Origin of the sequence: Bacillus sp. T2.9-1 (assembly GCF_950097965.1) — a bacterium.
In the GTDB taxonomy this organism is placed as follows: domain Bacteria; phylum Bacillota; class Bacilli; order Bacillales; family Cytobacillaceae; genus Niallia; species Niallia hominis.
The window spans coordinates 55,734-75,093 of record NZ_CATNHG010000130.1 but is presented as its reverse complement, the minus strand read 5'-3'; the positions used below and the strand labels follow the sequence as shown (position 1 = coordinate 75,093).

The 19,360-nt window shown below is 35.0% G+C and carries 16 protein-coding genes; all 16 read left to right on the top strand.

Going from position 1 to position 19,360, the window contains the following annotated elements; translation table 11 throughout:
- The first annotated feature begins 87 nt into the window (after window positions 1–87).
- Window positions 88–2,172, top strand: a complete 2,085-nt coding sequence (locus tag QQZ16_RS19735) for a BglG family transcription antiterminator (protein ID WP_284561697.1) — start codon at window positions 88–90, stop codon at window positions 2,170–2,172.
- 15 nt (window positions 2,173–2,187) lie between these two features.
- The gene (locus tag QQZ16_RS19730; protein ID WP_284561696.1) at window positions 2,188–2,616 is read left to right on the top strand and encodes a PTS sugar transporter subunit IIA; all 429 of its coding nucleotides are present in this window, start codon (window positions 2,188–2,190) and stop codon (window positions 2,614–2,616) included.
- 4 nt (window positions 2,617–2,620) lie between these two features.
- Window positions 2,621–3,772: a mannitol-1-phosphate 5-dehydrogenase gene (locus tag QQZ16_RS19725; protein WP_284561695.1), complete on the top strand. Its 1,152-nt coding sequence runs from the start codon at window positions 2,621–2,623 to the stop codon at window positions 3,770–3,772.
- Between the two features lie 433 nt (window positions 3,773–4,205).
- On the top strand, window positions 4,206–6,305 hold the full coding sequence (locus tag QQZ16_RS19720) for a PBP1A family penicillin-binding protein (RefSeq protein ID WP_284561694.1): 2,100 nt from the start codon (window positions 4,206–4,208) through the stop codon (window positions 6,303–6,305).
- 601 nt (window positions 6,306–6,906) lie between these two features.
- Window positions 6,907–7,836, top strand: a complete 930-nt coding sequence (gene qoxA / locus QQZ16_RS19715; RefSeq protein ID WP_031536245.1) for a cytochrome aa3 quinol oxidase subunit II — start codon at window positions 6,907–6,909, stop codon at window positions 7,834–7,836.
- On the top strand, window positions 7,826–9,778 hold the full coding sequence (qoxB, locus tag QQZ16_RS19710; protein WP_048716898.1) for a cytochrome aa3 quinol oxidase subunit I: 1,953 nt from the start codon (window positions 7,826–7,828) through the stop codon (window positions 9,776–9,778). The genes qoxA and qoxB overlap by 11 nt, the downstream gene beginning before the upstream one ends.
- Window positions 9,778–10,380 carry a cytochrome aa3 quinol oxidase subunit III gene (gene qoxC / locus QQZ16_RS19705; protein ID WP_035416157.1) on the top strand — a complete coding sequence of 201 codons (603 nt, stop codon included), beginning with the start codon at window positions 9,778–9,780 and terminating at the stop codon, window positions 10,378–10,380. Before qoxB ends, qoxC begins: the two co-directional genes overlap by 1 nt.
- Window positions 10,381–10,386: 6 nt before the next feature.
- Window positions 10,387–10,692: a cytochrome aa3 quinol oxidase subunit IV gene (gene qoxD, locus QQZ16_RS19700; protein ID WP_031536248.1), complete on the top strand. Its 306-nt coding sequence runs from the start codon at window positions 10,387–10,389 to the stop codon at window positions 10,690–10,692.
- A gap of 296 nt (window positions 10,693–10,988) precedes the next feature.
- Window positions 10,989–11,945 (top strand): ABC transporter permease, encoded by a 957-nt coding sequence (locus QQZ16_RS19695; RefSeq protein ID WP_284561693.1) that lies wholly within the window; start codon window positions 10,989–10,991, stop codon window positions 11,943–11,945.
- A complete protein-coding gene (locus QQZ16_RS19690) occupies window positions 11,932–12,888 on the top strand; it encodes an iron chelate uptake ABC transporter family permease subunit (protein WP_048716895.1) in 957 nt (318 codons plus the stop codon). The genes QQZ16_RS19695 and QQZ16_RS19690 overlap by 14 nt, the downstream gene beginning before the upstream one ends.
- On the top strand, window positions 12,882–13,640 hold the full coding sequence (locus QQZ16_RS19685; RefSeq protein ID WP_048716892.1) for an iron ABC transporter ATP-binding protein: 759 nt from the start codon (window positions 12,882–12,884) through the stop codon (window positions 13,638–13,640). Before QQZ16_RS19690 ends, QQZ16_RS19685 begins: the two co-directional genes overlap by 7 nt.
- A 282-nt stretch (window positions 13,641–13,922) precedes the next feature.
- Window positions 13,923–14,879, top strand: coding sequence for a siderophore ABC transporter substrate-binding protein (locus tag QQZ16_RS19680; protein WP_031536252.1), 957 nt, complete (start codon window positions 13,923–13,925; stop codon window positions 14,877–14,879).
- A gap of 187 nt (window positions 14,880–15,066) precedes the next feature.
- On the top strand, window positions 15,067–16,056 hold the full coding sequence (locus QQZ16_RS19675; RefSeq protein WP_109767900.1) for a Gfo/Idh/MocA family protein: 990 nt from the start codon (window positions 15,067–15,069) through the stop codon (window positions 16,054–16,056).
- A 41-nt stretch (window positions 16,057–16,097) separates the two neighbouring features.
- On the top strand, window positions 16,098–16,994 hold the full coding sequence (locus tag QQZ16_RS19670; RefSeq protein ID WP_109767901.1) for an ROK family protein: 897 nt from the start codon (window positions 16,098–16,100) through the stop codon (window positions 16,992–16,994).
- Window positions 16,995–17,193: 199 nt separating this feature from the next.
- Window positions 17,194–17,880 (top strand): response regulator transcription factor, encoded by a 687-nt coding sequence (locus QQZ16_RS19665; protein WP_048716883.1) that lies wholly within the window; start codon window positions 17,194–17,196, stop codon window positions 17,878–17,880.
- Window positions 17,870–19,291: a sensor histidine kinase gene (locus QQZ16_RS19660; RefSeq protein WP_048716880.1), complete on the top strand. Its 1,422-nt coding sequence runs from the start codon at window positions 17,870–17,872 to the stop codon at window positions 19,289–19,291. The genes QQZ16_RS19665 and QQZ16_RS19660 overlap by 11 nt, the downstream gene beginning before the upstream one ends.
- The last annotated feature ends 69 nt before the right edge of the window (window positions 19,292–19,360 follow it).

Genomic DNA, 19,360 nt, shown 5'->3' with positions numbered 1-19,360 from the left:
TTGAAAAAAATGTGTTTAAAACTGTTTGAGTATGTACATATAGAAGTTCTATAATTAAATTATGTCAGGTGATTAAGGAGATAAGGTATGATTATTTCCGCTCGAGAAAGAATTATTTTACAGATACTATTAGAACATACAGAAGAAGAAATGACGATTAAAGGAATTGCCGAACATGTAAATGTCAGTGAACGAACGATACATCGTGATTTAAAGAATGTAGAAGATATATTAGAAGGATTTCATCTTAAATTAAATAAAAAAGCTGGAGTTGGAGTAAATATTATTGGAAATCCTAATGATATCTACCAATTGAGGGTATCTATATTAAAGCAAGACTATGTAGAATATACTCCTGATGAACGGATACTCGTTGCTTTGTGTACCTTGTTAGATCATCAAGAACCGATAAAGCTTTTTTCGTTAGCAAAAGAGCTTGGTGTAACTACTGCTACAGTAAGCCATGATTTGGATAAACTTGAGCCAACTATCGAAAAGTATAATCTACGCTTAATGCGAAAAAGAGGCTATGGGATTGAGTTAGTTGGAACAGAAGAAGATAAAAGAAAGGCAATTCGCAGTCTAATATCTGACCGCTTTGATGTGCCAGAGTTTCTTAAAATGGTAAAGGAAAATATCCAGAAAAAGTCCAGCAATAAAATTGATTCGATTTCTGAACGTTTGTTGGGTCTTGTTCAAAAGGAGAAACTACTACGCATTGAAAATATTATTGAAGATATTAATGAGCAATTACCATATCCGTTAGCGGATAGTTCCTATGTCGGTTTAGTAGTTCATATCGCTCTGGCAATGGAAAGAATACAGAGGGGCGAAAATATTTCATTTAAAGAAGACTATTTAAGCGAGCTTTCCCAAACAAAAGAATTTGATTTTGCAAAGCAAATCGTAGAGAGACTGGAACGCACTTTTGATATATTGATTCCGGAAGAGGAAATTGGCTATATAACCATGCATTTAAGAGGTGCTAAAATACGCTACGATAATAAAGTAGGCATCAAGGATGAAAATGTGGAAGTAGCTATGCTGGTAAGAACTTTGATTGCTAATGTGGAGAAATTATTACATACGACATTGGCAGACGATTCATTATTTCAAGGGTTACTAGCCCATCTTCAGCCAACCTTATATCGCTTGGATCAAAAGATGAGAATTTCCAATCCATTATTGGAAAATATTAAAGAAGATTATGCCGAACTATTTGCGGTAGTGCAACAAGCAGTAAAGCAAACACTAGTTAATAGAGATGTTCCGGAAGAAGAAATTGGCTATTTAGTCTTGCACTTTGGTTCAGCGCTTAATGACAAAAAAATAACAAAGAAGATAAGGCTATTGATTATTTGTTCGAGTGGAATTGGAACATCGAAAATGCTTGCTGCAAAAATTATTAATCAAATTCCAAGTCTGTCGGAAGTCAAAACAGCTTCAGTGTTTGAGTTGAAAAACATTTCCATTGATGATTACGATGCCATTCTTTCGACGATTCCACTAGAGGATATCTCAAGAGATTATCTAGTAGTCAATCCGATTTTAAATGATAAGGATTTAGAAGAAGTCAAAAACTATATTAAGAAGAATAGTGGTCATGTAATAGAAGAAGGAATGTATATGGAAGCTCCAAAGCAGAAGCCATCCTGTATAGATTTTCAGTCATTTCTTGTGTTTACAGAGCAATCACAGATTCTAACCTCTATTATAAATGAGTTGCATATATGGAATAAGGGTACATGTTTAAGTGAAAGCTTAAGGCATGGTTTACACGAATTGAAACAGCAAGGCTCCATTTTAAACGAGACGGAAGTTTATGAAGCTTTAGAAGCAAGGGCTGAAATAGGCGGACTTGCCATTCCTGAAACGACATTGGCTCTTTATCACACAAGTAATAATCAAATTGAAAAACCATCTTTCAATATCATTGACTTGCCCGAGATGGTGAGTTTGAGGGCAATGAATGGTGCTAATGAAATGGTCAAGCGAGTACTGCTTTTACTCGCGCCATTAAATACGAATTCTAATGTAATGGAAGTATTGAGTTTTCTAAGTGCATCCATTATTGAATCTGAGAAGAGTATCGCCATATTCAATAATGGTAATAAAGAGGAACTATTAGATTTTATTAGCAGCCAGTTTTTAAGACATCATATGAGAAAATAATAGGAGGAATAAAAAATGAGTATTTTAAAGAAAGAAAATATTTTTTTAAACAGCAGTGTAGCAAATAAAGAGGAGGCAATTAAAAAAGCAGGTCAAATTTTAGTAGAGCAAGGCTATGTTTCAGAGGATTATATTCCAGCTATGTTACAAAGAGAAGAAATCTCCTCTACTTACATGGGCAACTTTTTAGCTATTCCTCATGGTACAGATGAAGCAAAAACAGCTGTATTGAACTCTGGTCTATCTGTTATTCAAGCCCCAAATGGTGTTGATTTTGGTGGTAACGAGGTAAAACTTATCATTGGAATTGCTGGGAAAGATGGCGAGCATTTAGAGCTATTATCTCAAATCGCCATTGTATGTTCTGATATGGAAAATGTAGAAAAATTAGTTGCAGCAAAATCAGAAGAGGAAATAATCCAAATTTTAAGCGAGGTAGAATAATACTATGAATGCTATTCATTTTGGAGCTGGAAATATAGGCAGAGGATTTATCGGCTTATTATTGCATCAGTCAAATTATGCTATTACCTTTGTAGACGTTAATGAGCAAATCATCGATGAGATTAACCGTGTTGGACAATACAATGTGTTGCTTGCAAATGAAGCTAAAGAGCAATTCGCAGTAAAAAACATTAAAGGGATTAATAGTAAAATTAATCCTGAGCAAGTAGTAGAAGCGTTTATCCATGCAGATATCATTACTACAGCAATCGGACCCAATATTTTAAAATTCATTGCACCACTAATTGCAGATGGCATAAAAGCGCGTATGAAAAATAATCAAACACCTGTGAACGTGATTGCATGTGAAAACATGATTGGTGGAAGCAGTGCCCTTAAACAGTTTGTTTTAGAGCATTTAAATGAAGAAGAAGCAGCATGGGTTGAGGAGTATGTTGGATTCCCTGATTCAGCTGTGGACAGAATTGTGCCAAACCAAAAGAATGATAATTTATTAGACGTCCTAGTAGAGCCTTTCCATGAGTGGGTAGTAGATGAAACGGCTATTAAAGGAGCGAAACCGGAAATTGCAGAAGCTCATTTTGTAGATAACTTACAAGCATATATTGAGCGAAAACTATTTACCGTAAATACTGGTCATGCTGCAACAGCATACTTGGGCAATATTAAGAACTATGAAACCATTTCAGAAACAATCGAACATGAAGATGTGAAAGAAAAGGTACTTCATGCTTTACAAGAAACAGGAAAAGTCCTTGTTGCAAAGTATAGCTTTAATGCAGAGGACCATCAAAAATATATCAACAAAATTCTAGGCCGTTTTGCAAATGTTTATATCGTTGACGACGTAAAACGAGTTGGTCGATCACCATTAAGAAAATTAGGTGGCAATGATCGATTAGTCGCTCCTGCTTTAGCATATTATAGGGAGTTTAACGAAATTCCTTCTTACTTAGTTGAAGTGATGGCATCAGCACTTCGCTTTTATACACCGGAAGATCAAGAGTCTATTGAGTTAAAGAACTTAATAGATGAAAATGGAGTTCAAACAGCTTTCAGTAAAGTATCAGGTTTAAATGAAGACCATGCTTTAGTGAAAGAAGTAGTGCTTGCTTATAACAATATTAATGCATAAAAAAATCCAATGTAGCCTAAGGCGAATAGCCCTGGCTGCATTGGATTTTTTCTTTTAGCGTGTAGCAGTACTAGAGTTTACCTTGGACTGTTTCCGCTTGTCCCACATTTTTTTGGCGAAGGGATAAATGATAGGTCCCCACGTAATCAATCGTCTGAACATTTTTTTCATTATCTCTCACATCCTTTTTCTTCTATAATAGGTCTTTTCCCGAAACTGCGATAGAATAAACAACAGAGCTCGCTCCTTGATAAATTTGGTAATAATAGAGAGGGGAATACCTTCTTGTAATTTACAAAAAAAGAGAATATAGTTTTGATAGATAACTTGCAACAAAAGAATGGAAATTAACGTCTAATGTTTGATAGGAAAGAGAGAAAAGAAAATATATAGTATTTATTCTATTTAGTAAAAGTAAAGGATAGGTTATAGAATGGAAAGACTAAAACCGTATTGGGAAGGGTTTCGACGCTTTTGGAAGAAGAGACATCTTACCCAAATTATACTTTTGGCTGGGTTACTGTTTGTTTTGTTGGCAATATTATATTTTACGTATTTAGCGACACAGGCAAATGTTAGTACCTTGAAGGCTGGTTTAAGCCAGGCAACGATTATTTACGATAAAGATGGGGACGAAGCAACCCAAATAAGAACAGAAAGAACGGAAGGAATAGAATTGGAGGATGTACCTGAATATGTTCCGGCAGCTGTTGTTTCTATTGAAGATGAACGTTTTTATGAACATAATGGGTTTGATATAAAAGGAATTACTCGGGCCTTTTTTAAAAATATTTTTGCAGGAAGAATTACAGGTGGAGGCAGTACCATTACGCAGCAATTAACAAAAAATGCCTTGTTAACTTCCGAACAGACGTATAAACGGAAAGCAGAGGAATTATTTTTAGCAGTAGAAATAGAGAAGCATTATAAAAAAGAAGAAATACTACAAATGTATTTAAACCATGTTTATTTTGGTAGTGGAGCATGGGGGATTAGCCAAGCTTCTTTAAAGTACTTTAATAAAGATATTAAAGAAGTATCAATAAGTGAAGCTGCTTTACTTGCAGGGATATTACAGGCTCCCTCTGCATTAGATCCCTATAATAATTATGATGGGGCAATTTCCCGCCGTAATGTGGTTCTAAAGAAAATGCTAGATTTAAACGAAATAACAGAGAAAGAATATCAAAAGGCAGTAAAAGAAAAAATTGTTTTAGAAAATGGGGGAGGCTCTTTTATTGAAAGAGAATATCCTTACTTTGTAGATGCGGTTATCGATGAAGCAATCAATAAATATGGTCTTACCCAGGAAGAAATCTTGAAAAGAGGCTATAAAATTTATACAGAGATGGACCAAAATCTTCAATCAACATTAGAAAAGACCTTTGCTCGCGATTCTCTTTTCCCAAAAAGCGCTGATGGGACATTAGTGCAAGGTGGAGCAGTGCTGCTTGACCCAGAAACAGGTGGAGTAAGAGGGTTAGTCGGAGGAAGAGGAGAGCAAGTTTTCAGAGGATTTAATCGAGCTACTCAAATTAAAGTACAACCAGGATCTACAATGAAGCCACTTGCGGTTTATACACCAGCTTTAGAAAAAGGGTATAAAATAGATTCGATGCTAGAGGATAAACCTTTTAAGAAAGGGAAATATGAACCACAAAACTTTACAAAAACATTTAAGGGAGAAGTCCCAATGTATGAGGCTTTAGAAGAATCCTTAAATGTTCCAGCTGTCTGGCTATTAGACCAAATTGGATTAGAAACGGGACTTAAATCGCTTGATCGATTTGGAATTCCGTATGAAAAAGATGATGAGTATTTAGGGATTGCTTTAGGTGGAATGACTACAGGTGTTTCCCCTTTACAAATGGCCAGTGCTTATTCTACGTTCCCAAATGATGGTGTTCGAATGGAGAATCATTTGATTACAAAAATTATTGGACCAACAGGTAACGTTATTGCGGAATATGAACCTGAATCAACAAGAGTAACATCTAAATCAGTCACAAATGATATGACTTCGATGCTACTGGATGTTATAAAATCAGGAACAGGTCAAGGTGCAAAAGTGACTGGATTCCAAATTGCGGGAAAAACAGGATCTACTCAATTAGATAATGGTAATATTTCTGGTACAAAGGACCAATGGTTTGTGGGTTATACCCCAAATCTAGTTGGTGCCATGTGGCTCGGTTATGATAAAACAGATGATCAACATTATCTTCCAAGCAAAAGCTCGGGGGATGTAGTACCAATCTTTAAGACAATTATGGATCAGGCTGTACAATACGTAGAACCGGAAAATTTTAAAGTATTATCTGTTAGTGATAAACTAGCAAATAAGGATAATGGAAATGTAAATGAAAAAGTAGAAGAAACAAAAAAAGTAATTAAAGAAAAAGCAGAGGAATTAGAAACAACCATAAAAGAGAATTCTTCAAAATGGAGCCAAGTTGTAGATGAAATTAAAAAAGATGTGAAAAAAATAAATGACAAGGTAAAAGGGAAATTACAAGAAATACTAGAAAATTAGTATTTGAACAGGCAGAAATTTATACGGATACTTGAGCAGTTGCTACTGGTGGCGGTATATATTTCTGCCTTTTTTTATCTATCTAAAGGCTTTTTTTGAAAAGCATAACTAAATATATGGATAATCTATAAAATAGGAAAGATAATCTAGTTTAATGAAGTATAGTCTGTGATAAATATAACAGAATAAACTAAATGGATGAAAGGGGATGAAGAGGAATAAATATTGGAAAAACCAACCAGAATATTCTATAATGTTTGTAAGCGTTTAAATGTCTTGTGAGAGAGGGGAACATAGAAATGCTATAGGTTGAAAAAGTATTTGTGACAAGAGTGTGGACATGGATTTTAATAATAGCATCTGATATAATAAAAAGGTTGATAAAATCTTGAATACACGGAAAACATAAGAATAGAAAATGTGAAAATTGGTAAAATTATACTTACGTTTTTTGTCACAAATAATAGGTTCGAGATATGATATCATCATACAGGTAGTAATAATCATTATTTTACCTATGTAATATGAATGTTCTATGTCTAAATATCGAACATTCTGTGAATAGTTTAACATTTGAACTTAAACGGAAGGAGCTGTACAAATGAAAAAGGGAATTTTAGTTTCACTTTTAGCAATTGTACCACTATTCATTTTAAGCGGTTGTGAATCGATGGTTGTATTTGATCCACAAGGTCCTGTTGCTAGAAGTATTACAGACTTGATTAACTGGTCTATTGTATTAATGGCTTTTGTTTGTCTAGTAGTTTTTGGACTATTTGGCTACATAGTTTGGAAATATCGCGCAACGAAAGACAATGCGGATTATGAACCAGAAGAACATGGAAGTACAAAGCTTGAGATTGTTTGGACTGTAATCCCATTTCTAATTATTATTGCATTAACGATTCCGACTGTAAAAACAATTTATGCATTAGAGGATATTCCAGAGGATTATAAAGATCAAGATCCTATTGTAATTAATGTAACTTCTGCAGACTGGAAGTGGATTTTTAGCTATCCAGAAGAAGGAATTGAAACAGTCAACTATGTAAATATCCCTGCTGGTGTACCAGTGGAGTTTAAATTAACTTCTGCTGGAACAATGCAATCATTCTGGATTCCTGCATTAGCTGGCCAGAAGTACACAATGTATGGGGCTGAAACAGATCTTTATGTTGTGGCTGATAACCCAGGTAGTTATGAAGGGCAAAATACAAGCTTTAACGGTAAAGGCTATGCGGAGATGAAATTTGAAGTTGAAGCAAAAACTTTAGCGGACTATGATGAATGGGTAGATGAAGTAAAAGAAACTGCCCCTGAATTAACTGAGGAAAAATATAAAGAAATTATTAAGCCGACACATTTAGGCCGTATGACTTTCTCTAATACTCATTTAGAGTGGATTGATCACGGGAAAGGTGGAGACTCAAACTATTATTTAAATCCTGAGCTATATCGAGTTCATGGATATCCAGGTAAAACTTTTGAAAAGAACGAAGAGTCAAACGGGGGTGAAGAGGATGCACATTAAGTGGGAAGATATCGTTATTACTGGTGATCCCCTCATATTATCTGCTCAAATAGGTATTACGCTAACAATGCTTGCCATTGTAGTTGGTGTCACCTATTTTAAGAAATGGCAATATCTATGGGATGAATGGATAACAACGGTTGATCACAAAAAAATCGGTATTATGTATATTATCGTAGCCGTATTAATGTTCTTCCGTGGTGGAGTAGATGGTTTGATGATGAAATATCAAACCTCAGCACCTGAAATGGATTTTTTAGATGCACAGCATTACAATGAAGTATTTACAACACACGGTGTTATCATGATTCTTTTTATGGCGATGCCGGCGTTGATTGGACTAATGAACGTAGTAATTCCTTTACAAATTGGTGCACGTGATGTTGCATTCCCACAATTAAATGCATTAAGCTTCTGGCTAACATTTAGTGGTGCAATGTTATTCAATATTTCTTTCGTAATTGGTGGATCACCTGATGCAGGATGGACATCCTATTTCCCTCTTGCTGGGAAAGAATTTACGCCAGGGGTTGGAAATAACTTCTATGCCATTGCCTTGCAGATTGCAGGTATAGGTACGTTAATGACAGGTATCAACTTTGTTGTTACGATCCTAAAAATGCGTGCAAAAGGGATGACATTAATGAAAATGCCAATGTTCACTTGGACTTCATTAATTACAAACGTTATTATTGTATTTGCATTCCCAATCTTAACTGTTGCACTAGCATTAATGACATTTGACCGTTTATTCGGAACACATTTCTTCACGATTTCCGGTGGAGGAAATGCGATGTTATGGAATAACTTATTCTGGTTATGGGGACATCCTGAGGTTTATATCGTAATCTTGCCTGCTTTCGGTATGTTCTCAGAAGTAATTGCGACTTTCTCAAGAAAACGTCTATATGGTTATAATTCAATGATTATATCTATTGTAGGTATTGCTATCTTAAGTATGGTTGTATGGGTTCACCATTTCTACACGATGGGGTCTGGACCTGTTGTAAACTCTGTATTCTCGATTACGACAATGTTAATTGCAGTTCCGACTGGGGTTAAGATTTTCAACTGGTTATTTACAATGAGAAAAGGGCGAATTCAATTTACAACAGCTATGCTATGGTCGCTTGCATTTATTCCAACCTTTACAATTGGTGGGGTAACTGGAGTTATGCTTGCAATGGCTGCAGCAGACTATCAATATCATAATACATTATTCTTAGTAGCTCACTTCCACTATGTATTAATACCAGGTGTAGTGTATGCAGTATTTGCTGGTTTCTATTACTGGTGGCCAAAAATGTTCGGTTATGCTTTAAATGAGCGTTTAGGAAAATGGCATTTCTGGTTATTTAATATTGGTTTTAACGTAACATTTATGCCAATGTTCTTCTTAGGTTTACAAGGAGCAGTAAGACGTTCTTATACTTTCTCTGCAGAATCTGGATTTGCACCATTGTTCATGCTTTCCGCAATCGGATCTCTTATTCTTGCTGCGGGATTTGCAGTACTTGTTTATAACATTTACTATAGCACTCGTTATGCAGATAGAAAGATTTCAACAGATCCATGGGATGCAAGAACATTAGAATGGCATACAGCTTCTCCAGTTCAGCCATATAACTTCGCTATCACTCCAGAAGTAAAAGCATTAGATGCATTCTGGTATATGAAGAAAAATAAAGAAGGCTTAGTTTTAAAAGAAGAAGAGTTAGAAGAAATACACATGCCGAGCAACTCTTGGTTGCCATTCTATATGTGTGCAATATTTGGTGTAGTTGGTTTCTTACTAGTATTTGAATTGTTTATTCCAGCTGCAATCTGTAGTTTAGGTATTTTTGTTGGCTTAATAATTCGTTCTTTTGATTATGACGAAGGTTACCATATTAAACTGGATGTTATTAAGAAAACGGAACGTGCATGGAGAGGTGAGAAATAATGGCAAAAGTCGATAAGTCTTTACCACTAGAATATCAGACAGAGCAAAGCCGTTTAAATATTCTAGGCTTCTGGATCTTCCTTGGTGCGGAGGTTGTATTATTCGCTACCTTGTTTGCAGCCTATGGATCTTTAAAGGATAACTTTGCAGGCGGGCCTACTCCAGCTGAATTATTTAAATTAAAAGATGTCATGATTGAAACACTTTTACTATTAACAAGTAGTTTCACTTGTGGGATTGCCATATGGTATATGCGTCGCCAGAATTTAAAAGGATTATTAACTTGGTTAATTATCACTTTGGCATTAGGTGCAGGGTTCGTTTTTGTGGAAGTAAATGAGTTTATTCATTATGTACATGAAGGTGCAACAATGCAGACAAGTGCATTCCTTTCTTCGTTCTTTGTATTGCTTGGAACGCATGGATTGCACGTATCCATAGGTATTGGCTGGGCAATATTAATTATTATTCAATTAATGAAGCATGGTTTAACACCAACAACAGCTCGTAAGACATTTATTATAAGTTTATACTGGCACTTCTTAGACGTTGTGTGGATTTTCATCTTCACATTCGTTTATCTTGCTAGAATGGGAGGGTAATTAAAGATGGCAAAAAATCATGAAAATGAAAAATTTCCAATTGGTCATATTGCAGGTTTTATTGTTTCTTTATTACTTACCTTCGCAGCTGTAGGAGCTAAGTTATATACAGATCTTCCAATGATAACTGTTATGTGGATTATCGGTGCATTGGCTGTCATTCAAGCCATTCTTCAACTGTTTATGTTTATGCATCTTACAGAAGGAGAAGGACAAGTACAAACTATAAATATCGTTTATGCTTTCTTCTGCGCAATCGTAGTAGCAGGAGGAACTATTTGGGTAATGACATCAGGACATGTGCATTACTAATAAAGCGTTATGTGAAAGAGGTCTCCATTGGAGGTCTCTTTTTTTTGCATTCGAGCGGAACGGAACGACAGCATGCTTAATTAAGTATTTTTATGGTGATGCTAAACCATGACAAAGTAACTAGGTAATCAGCATCATTCTTTTTTAAATTTTGTGATAAATCTATCAGGTCTTTGAAAAAGCATTGACGAGCTGGAAAAAGATGATAAAATAAAGAAAGAATCTAAATGATAATGAAAATCATTTACGACTAAGTAGGGGAGTGAGGAAAGAGAGTAGTATTACTCAATAGCATGATGAAAATAAAGTATTTATTTATATTGTTAATAGTCTTATCTACCATCTCCCTATTTGTTGGAGTCATTGATATTCACCCAAAAAATATTTTTCATTTAACAGCAGATCAAAAAGAAATTCTTTTGATTAGCAGATTTCCACGCCTAATCAGCATTATCATTGCCGGCGTTAGCTTAAGCATTTGTGGCCTCATTATGCAGCAAATATCGAGAAATAAATTTGTTTCTCCTACGACAGCTGGTACGATGGACTGGGCAAGGTTGGGGATATTGGTCGCTCTAATGCTTTTTACAGGGGAGAGCCCGATTATAAAGATGACAATCGCATTCGTATTTGCACTTGGTGGTACATTTTTGTTTATGCGAATACTGAATATGATTAAATTCAAAGATGCTATCTTTATTCCATTAATTGGTCTAATGCTTGGAAATATTGTAAGTTCCATTACCACTTTTTTTGCGATGAAATATGATTTAATACAAAATATGTCTTCATGGTTGCAAGGAGATTTTTCCTTGATCATGGCAGGGAGATACGAGCTTCTTTACATAAGTATTCCGGTAGTAATTATTGCCTATCTATATGCTAATAAATTTACGATTGCTGGAATGGGTGAAGACTTTTCCATTAATCTTGGACTAAATCACAAAAGAGTGGTGAATATAGGATTAATCATCGTTGCACTAGTATCTTCTGTTGTATTACTGACAGTAGGAATGATTCCATTTCTTGGCCTAATTATTCCAAATATTGTTTCTTTATACCGAGGAGATAATTTAAAAAACAGCTTAACGCATACAGCATTACTTGGCGCAGTATTTGTATTATTCTGTGATATTCTGGGTAGAGTGATTATTTATCCATATGAAATTTCGATTGGTGTGATGGTTGGAGTCATCGGAAGTGGTATCTTCCTGTATTTACTTTTAAGGAGAAAGACTTATGAAGCAGCCTAAGATAAAACTTATTGTACTGGCCATTATAGCGATTCTACTAATTACTATATTCATGTTAATCAAAGTCAGTAGCAATAATTGGGAATACGTCATTCCACGCAGAGCCATAAAAATTGTAGCCATTCTTTTAACTGGTGGCTGCATTGCCTTTACTTCGATGGTATTTCAAACCATTACAAATAACCGAATATTAACGCCAAGTATTTTAGGGTTAGATTCCCTTTATCTATTTATTCAAACCGCTGTTGTTTTCCTTTTTGGCTCAAGCACGATGACGATGATGAATAGCAACATAAACTTCTTAGTGTCTGTTGTATTAATGGTTCTTTTTTCAAGTATCCTTTATAAGCTTTTCTTTAATAGAGAAGACCAAAACATTTTATTATTACTGTTAATTGGAATTGTAATGGGGAGCTTTTTCTCTAGTGTTTCATCCTTTATGCAAGTATTAATTGATCCAAATGAGTTTCTGATTATTCAAGATAAAATGTTTGCAAGTTTTAATAATATAAATACCAATATTTTAACGATCAGTCTTATTATTGTAGCAGTAGTGTCTATCTATGTTACAAGATATAGTCGCTTCTTTGACGTCATGTCTTTAGGAAGAGATCAGGCTATTAACTTAGGGATTGATTATGAGAAGGTAGTGCGCAATATGTTAATTGTAGTATCTATCCTTGTATCTGTTGCGACGGCATTAGTTGGTCCAATTACCTTTCTCGGGTTACTGGTTGTCAACTTAGCTCGTGAGTTTTTGAAAACATATAAGCACAGTACCTTGATTACTGGATCTATTCTATTGAGCATTATTTCTTTAGTTGGTGGGTTACTGATTGTAGAACGAGTATTTACATTTTCAACAACTATCAGTGTGATCATTAACTTTGTAGGTGGAGTGTATTTTATCTATTTATTACTAAAGGAGAGAAGAGCATGGTAGAGGTAAAGAACATTACGAAACAATATGGTGGGAAAAAAGTGCTTGATAATGTTTCTCTTTCTGTAGAAAAAGGAAAAATCACTTCTTTTATTGGACCGAATGGCGCTGGGAAAAGTACATTGCTTTCTATTATTAGTCGCTTAATTAAAGCAGACAGTGGAGATGTCATTATAGATGGCCAGCATATTGATAAAGCAAAAAGCAATGACCTTGCAAAGAAAATTTCTATATTAAAACAAGCAAACAATATCAATCTTCGCTTAACAATAAGAGAGCTTGTAAGCTTTGGGAGATTTCCTTATTCACAAGGAAAACTGACAGACTTAGATGAAAAAATGGTAGATGAAGCCATTAAGTATATGGAATTAGAGGATATGCAGCATAAATACTTAGATCAGCTAAGCGGTGGACAAAAGCAAAGAGCTTATATCGCAATGGTAGTTGCCCAAGATACAGAATATATCCTTTTGGATGAACCGCTAAATAATTTAGATATGAAGCACTCTGTGCAAATTATGAAAGTGCTAAGAAGATTAGTAGAAGAGCTGGGAAAAACGGTAGTAATTGTTATCCATGATATTAATTTTGCATCTGTTTATTCAGATAATATCGTAGCATTAAAGAATGGCAAAATCGTCAATGATGGACCAGCTAAAAAGATAATCAATCGAAAAGTATTAAAAAGCATTTATGAAATGGATATGCAAATTGAGGAAATTAATAATCAACGAATATGCGTTTATTTTGCATAGAAAAAGATTCTGCCTATTGATAAATGATTGGTTCATTGTAGAAAAGAAGCTAATGGTGGAAGAAAAATAGAAAGGGGGCAGTGTAATTATGGCTGACTTAACTAAGTCCCTTCGCCAGAAGAAACCATAATAACACTACCATTAGAATTAGCAAAATCCCTAATCATTCTAGGAAAATGAGGAAGGAAAGATGCTAATAATACCTTATCATAGGGTATTCTGTCTTTAAATGCAATGTATTCAATTTAATTTATATATTAAATTTATAGAGGTGTTTATCGAATGAAGAAAAAGCTTTCCCTATTATTATTAACATTCGTTCTTGCAGTATTAGCTGCATGTGGCAATACAGAAAAATCAAATGCAGAAGCAGATTCAAGTAAGAATAGCGAAGAGCCGGCAGAAATTAAAGTAACCCATGAATTAGGGGAAGACACAGTTCCGGTCAATCCTAAGAAAGTTGTAGCTTTTGATTTTGGAGTTTTAGATACATTAGAAAAATTAGGAATAGAAGTAGCGGGTGTTCCACAAGCAAACATTCCCCCATATCTTTCTAAATATGAAGATTCAAAGTATGCAAATGTAGGAAGTTTAAAGGAACCAGATTTTGAAGCAATTAGTGAATTATCACCAGATGTTATTTTTATCTCTGGAAGACAGTCAGCTGCTTATGAAGAATTGAAAAAAATTGCTCCAACTGTATATGTCGGTGTTGATACAACAGACTATATGAATTCATTTAAGCATAATATGAATCTTATTGGCGATATTTTTGATAAGAAACAAGAAGTGGCAGATGAACTAGCAAAAATTGAGGAGGATATTGCTGCCATTAATGAAAAAGCAAAAACGATAGATGGTAAATCATTAATCGTATTAGTAAATGACGGAAGCTTAAGTGCTTATGGGAAAAACTCTCGGTTCGGGATTATTCATGATGTATTAGGCTTAGCTCCAGCAGATGAAAATATTGAGGCATCTACACATGGACAAAAGGTTACATTTGAATATCTAGCAGAAAAAAATCCAGCTTACTTATTTGTCATTGATAGAGGAGCAGTTGTTGGTGGAGAATCTTCAGGTGAGAAGACGCTTGATAATAAGTTAGTAAATGGCATTGATGCAGCTAAAAATGATCATATTATCTATCTAGATCCAAATTACTGGTACCTATCAGGCGGAGGACTGCTATCAACAAGTGAAATGGTAAAAGAAATTTCAGAAGCGATTTCAGAATAAAGAAGGAGAATCCAGTAAGTATGCTACTTGCTGGATTCTTTTTTGTGTAAGGATAAAACAATTTTGCAAGGATATAGAACCATTTTCAAAAGATAAAAATGCTAGCTGATAGTTGCTTTTTTAGCGACTTCCATCCAAAATAAAAGAAAGATGGGAAGATTTCATCGAATAGGAGGATCTACATTTTATGACGATTAGATTTGGAATCATCGGCACGAATTGGATTACAGAATCTTTTATTGAGGCGGCTAGTGAAATAGCAGACTTTCAATTAACAGCGGTATATTCTAGAACGGAAGATAAAGCAAAAACGTTTGCTGATAAGTATCGGGCAGATTATACATACACAGATTTAGAAGAAATGGCAAAAAGCGATACAATCGATGCTGTATATATTGCTAGTCCTAATGCCTATCATGCAGAACAGGCTATCGTTTTTTTGAAAAATAAAAAGCATGTTTTAACAGAGAAAGCGATGGCTTCTAATGCACGTGAAGTGAGACAGATGATGGAGGTTGCCAAGGAAAATAATGTCTTATTAATGGAAGCATTAAAAACAACTTTCCTTCCTAACTTTCAAGTTATTCAAAAGAATTTACATAAAGTCGGAAAAATCCGTCGTGCATTTGTAAGCTATTGTCAGTATTCTTCACGATATGATGCTTATAAAGAAGGAACGGTATTAAATGCATTTAAGCCAGAATTATCAAATGGATCACTAATGGACATTGGTGTTTATTGTCTTTATCCAATGGTAGCTCTGTTTGGAAGGCCAGAGGAAATTAAAGCAAATAGTTTCTTACTAGATTCAGGGGTAGATGGAGAAGGAAGCATCATTTTAAGCTATTCTGATATGGATGTACTATTGATGTATTCAAAAATCACCAATTCCTATATTCCATCCGAAATTCAAGGGGAAGAAGGAAACATATTAATTCAACAATTCAGCACACCTACAAAGGTAGAATTTATCCCGCGTAAAGGGGAAAAAGAGGATCTGACGGTTTCACAAAAGCCAGCTTCGATGTATTATGAGGCGAAGGAATTTATTGAATTGATTAAAGCGGGGAAAATAGAATCTTCTGTGAACACTTATGATGTTTCTTTAACGGTCATGGAAATTATGGACGAGGTAAGAAAGCAAACAGGAGTTGTTTTTCCAGCAGATAAACAGTAAATAAGCAAATAAATCTAGTCATTCATAAGGAGAGAAGATTCATGACATTATATGGTGCGATTGAAGCAGGCGGAACAAAATTTGTCTGTGCAGTAGGAGATGCAAAAGGGGAAATTAAAGAACGAATTTCCATTCCAACGACGACCCCTGAAGAAACAATGCCAGAGGTAATTGCCTTTTTTAAAAGGTTTCCTATTGAAGCAATTGGAATCGGGTCATTTGGTCCAATTGATGTGGATAAAAATAGTCCTACTTATGGAAATATCACAACTACGCCTAAACTAGCTTGGAAGGACTATTCATTATTAAAAGCAATAGAGGATGAATTTTCTGTTCCAACTGGTTTTAATACAGATGTAAATGTTGCTGCGCTAGGAGAGGCAAAGTTAGGTGCTGCTAAAGGAGTAGATAATTGTTTATATATTACCATTGGTACAGGCATTGGTGCTGGTGCGTATGTTAATGGCGAATTATTGCAAGGTTTGACACATCCAGAAATGGGACATATTTTAGTCAGAAGACATCCAGAAGATATGTACAAAGGGAGATGCCCATACCATGCAGATTGTTTAGAAGGGTTAGCTGCAGGACCAGCAATTGAAGAAAGATGGGGCGAGAAGGCTATTCATTTAAGTGACAAGGAAAGTGTATGGGAAATGGAGGGCTATTATATTGCACAGGCACTCATGCAATATATCCTTATTCTATCCCCTAAAAAAATCATCCTTGGCGGAGGTGTTATGAATCAGGAGCATGTGTTAACACATGTATATCGCCATTTGAGCGAACTTTTAAATGGGTATGTTTCCTATCCAGAAGTCCAAGACAAGATGAATGAATATATTGTTAGACCAGGATTAGGAGATAATGCCGGCATCACAGGAGGGCTACTTCTCGCAGAAAAAGTATTGGAAGAAAGTAAGGCAGAAGTTAACTAAATAAGTTAATTTAGTAGACCATTTAAAGGAGGAATCTTTTAGATGGTCTTTTTTGTGTCTATGTACAAATGTCTTTTTTAAAATATGAACGAACTATTTCCTAACCTTTAACAATCCATTAAATAGGAAGGTAAGCTATTGCTTCTATTAGTAAAAGCGGCTTTAATTAGTAAAAAGCAGATAAAATAGGAGAGTACTTATGGATATTTTAGTAATAGAAGATAATAAAAGTGTTTGTTCCATGCTGGAAATGTTTTTTATGAAGGAGGGCTTTCAGGTAACCTTTCTTTCTAACGGCTTGGAAGGATATAAACATTTGAAGCAAAATAAATATGATATGATTATTTTAGACTGGATGCTTCCAGATTTAGATGGTATAACAGTTTGTCGCAAAATAAGAGAAACAGATAAAGAGACACCTATTATTATGTTAACAGCAAAGGATGGGGAATCAGATCAAGTACTTGGGCTAGAAATGGGAGCAGATGATTATGTTACAAAGCCCTTTAGTCCACTAGCCTTAATTGCAAGAATAAAGGCAATTTGGAGAAGAAAGTCTAATGAAGAAGATGGAAGCGGAAATGCAATTATTAAAGTAAATAAAGAAACGAGAGAAGTATTGATTGATGATCGACCAATATTGGGATTAACACCAAAAGAATTTGATTTACTTTCATTCTTTGTTCAGCACCCTAAACAAGTGTTTTCCAGAGAACAGATATTACAGCAAGTATGGGGATTTCAGTTTTATGGAGATGATCGTACGGTTGATGTCCATATTAAAAGACTCAGAAGAAAAATAGGAAGAGATAGTCAGCCCTTTTTACATACAGTATGGGGTGTAGGATATAAATTCGATGAAACGGTGGTAGTACATGAGAATTAAATACATCTATCAGCAGCTAATAAGTCATTTAAGTGTCATTCTGGTGGCACTATTAGTATTAAGCTTGGTTTTTTCCCATTATATAGAGAAATTAGTATTTTCGATGAAAGCAGATGAATTACAGGGCTATGGATATAATATTGTTCAAGATGTTCAAGGAGCGGATCTATGGTCTGCTTCCACGTATTCAACTTTATTACGTTATTCCGAAGAGCTGAAGGGGACAGGAATAACGATAGGCATATTTAATACACAACGAAACCGGATTTGGTCTTTCGGAAAAGATTTGGATATCAATATTACTACGGCAGAGTGGGATGAAATAAAAGACGGAAGTAGCACGGTTATTAAGCCTAGTACAAGAAGAGGAGATCAAGAGGTAGCACTTGTTGCGATTCCATACTCTGTTAATGATGTTGTTGTGGGTGGAATTATTTTAACATCTCCTCTTGTAGAATCGAAAGAAATGATTCAAGAAATTAATCGCTATTTGATTTATATTCTCTTCTTAGTTTTTGCAATTGCTTTATTAATGAGTTTCATTTTTTCAAGGGTGCATGTTAAGCGGATAAAAAAGCTCCAGGAAGCTACAAGTCATGTTGCAGAAGGGGATTATAGTGTAAAAGTATCATCCTCTACTTTTGATGAGATAGGGGAACTAGGTCAAGATTTTAATCAGATGGTAGATAGACTAAGAGAATCAAAAGAAGCAATAGATGCGTTAGAAAATCGGCGCCGACAATTTATGTCTGATGTTTCACACGAATTAAAGACTCCTTTAACAACGATAAGCGGCGTGATTGAGGGCTTAAATAATAATATGATACCAGAAAATGAGCGGGATAAAGGACTCAAACTAATTAGCCAAGAAGCAAAAAGACTTATCCGGCTAGTAAATGAAAATCTTGATTATGATAAAATTCGCTCCAATCAGATTGTTTTAATGAAGGAATTCATTTCCCTTGAAGAAGTTTTGGAGATTATTTATGAGCAGCTATCCTTTCTAGCAGAGGAAAAGGATGTAAAAATCTATGTAGAAGTCGATCACGATGCGGTAATTTATGCAGATTATGATCGTTTAATCCAAATCTTAATGAACATTACGAAGAATAGCATTCAGTTTACTGAAAATGGAAGCATTTGGCTGAGTGGCCGAATGGAATCCGACAGAACAATCATTGAGGTTAAGGATACTGGCATTGGAATAGATGCGCATGAAATAGAAAATATTTGGAAGAGATTTTATAAAGCAGATCTCTCAAGGACGAATAATCCATATGGAGAATTTGGACTTGGTTTATCGATTGTTAAACAATTAGTGCAGTTCCATGAAGGGGATATTCAAGTAACGAGTGAAAAAGGGAAAGGAACAACCTTTACCATTTTCTTTCCACTTCCACAGGAAAAGTGACGGTGCTAAATTCATTTGTATAGCATAGGCTGAATGGGGCTCATTGTTGCGAGTCACTTAAGTTCTAAT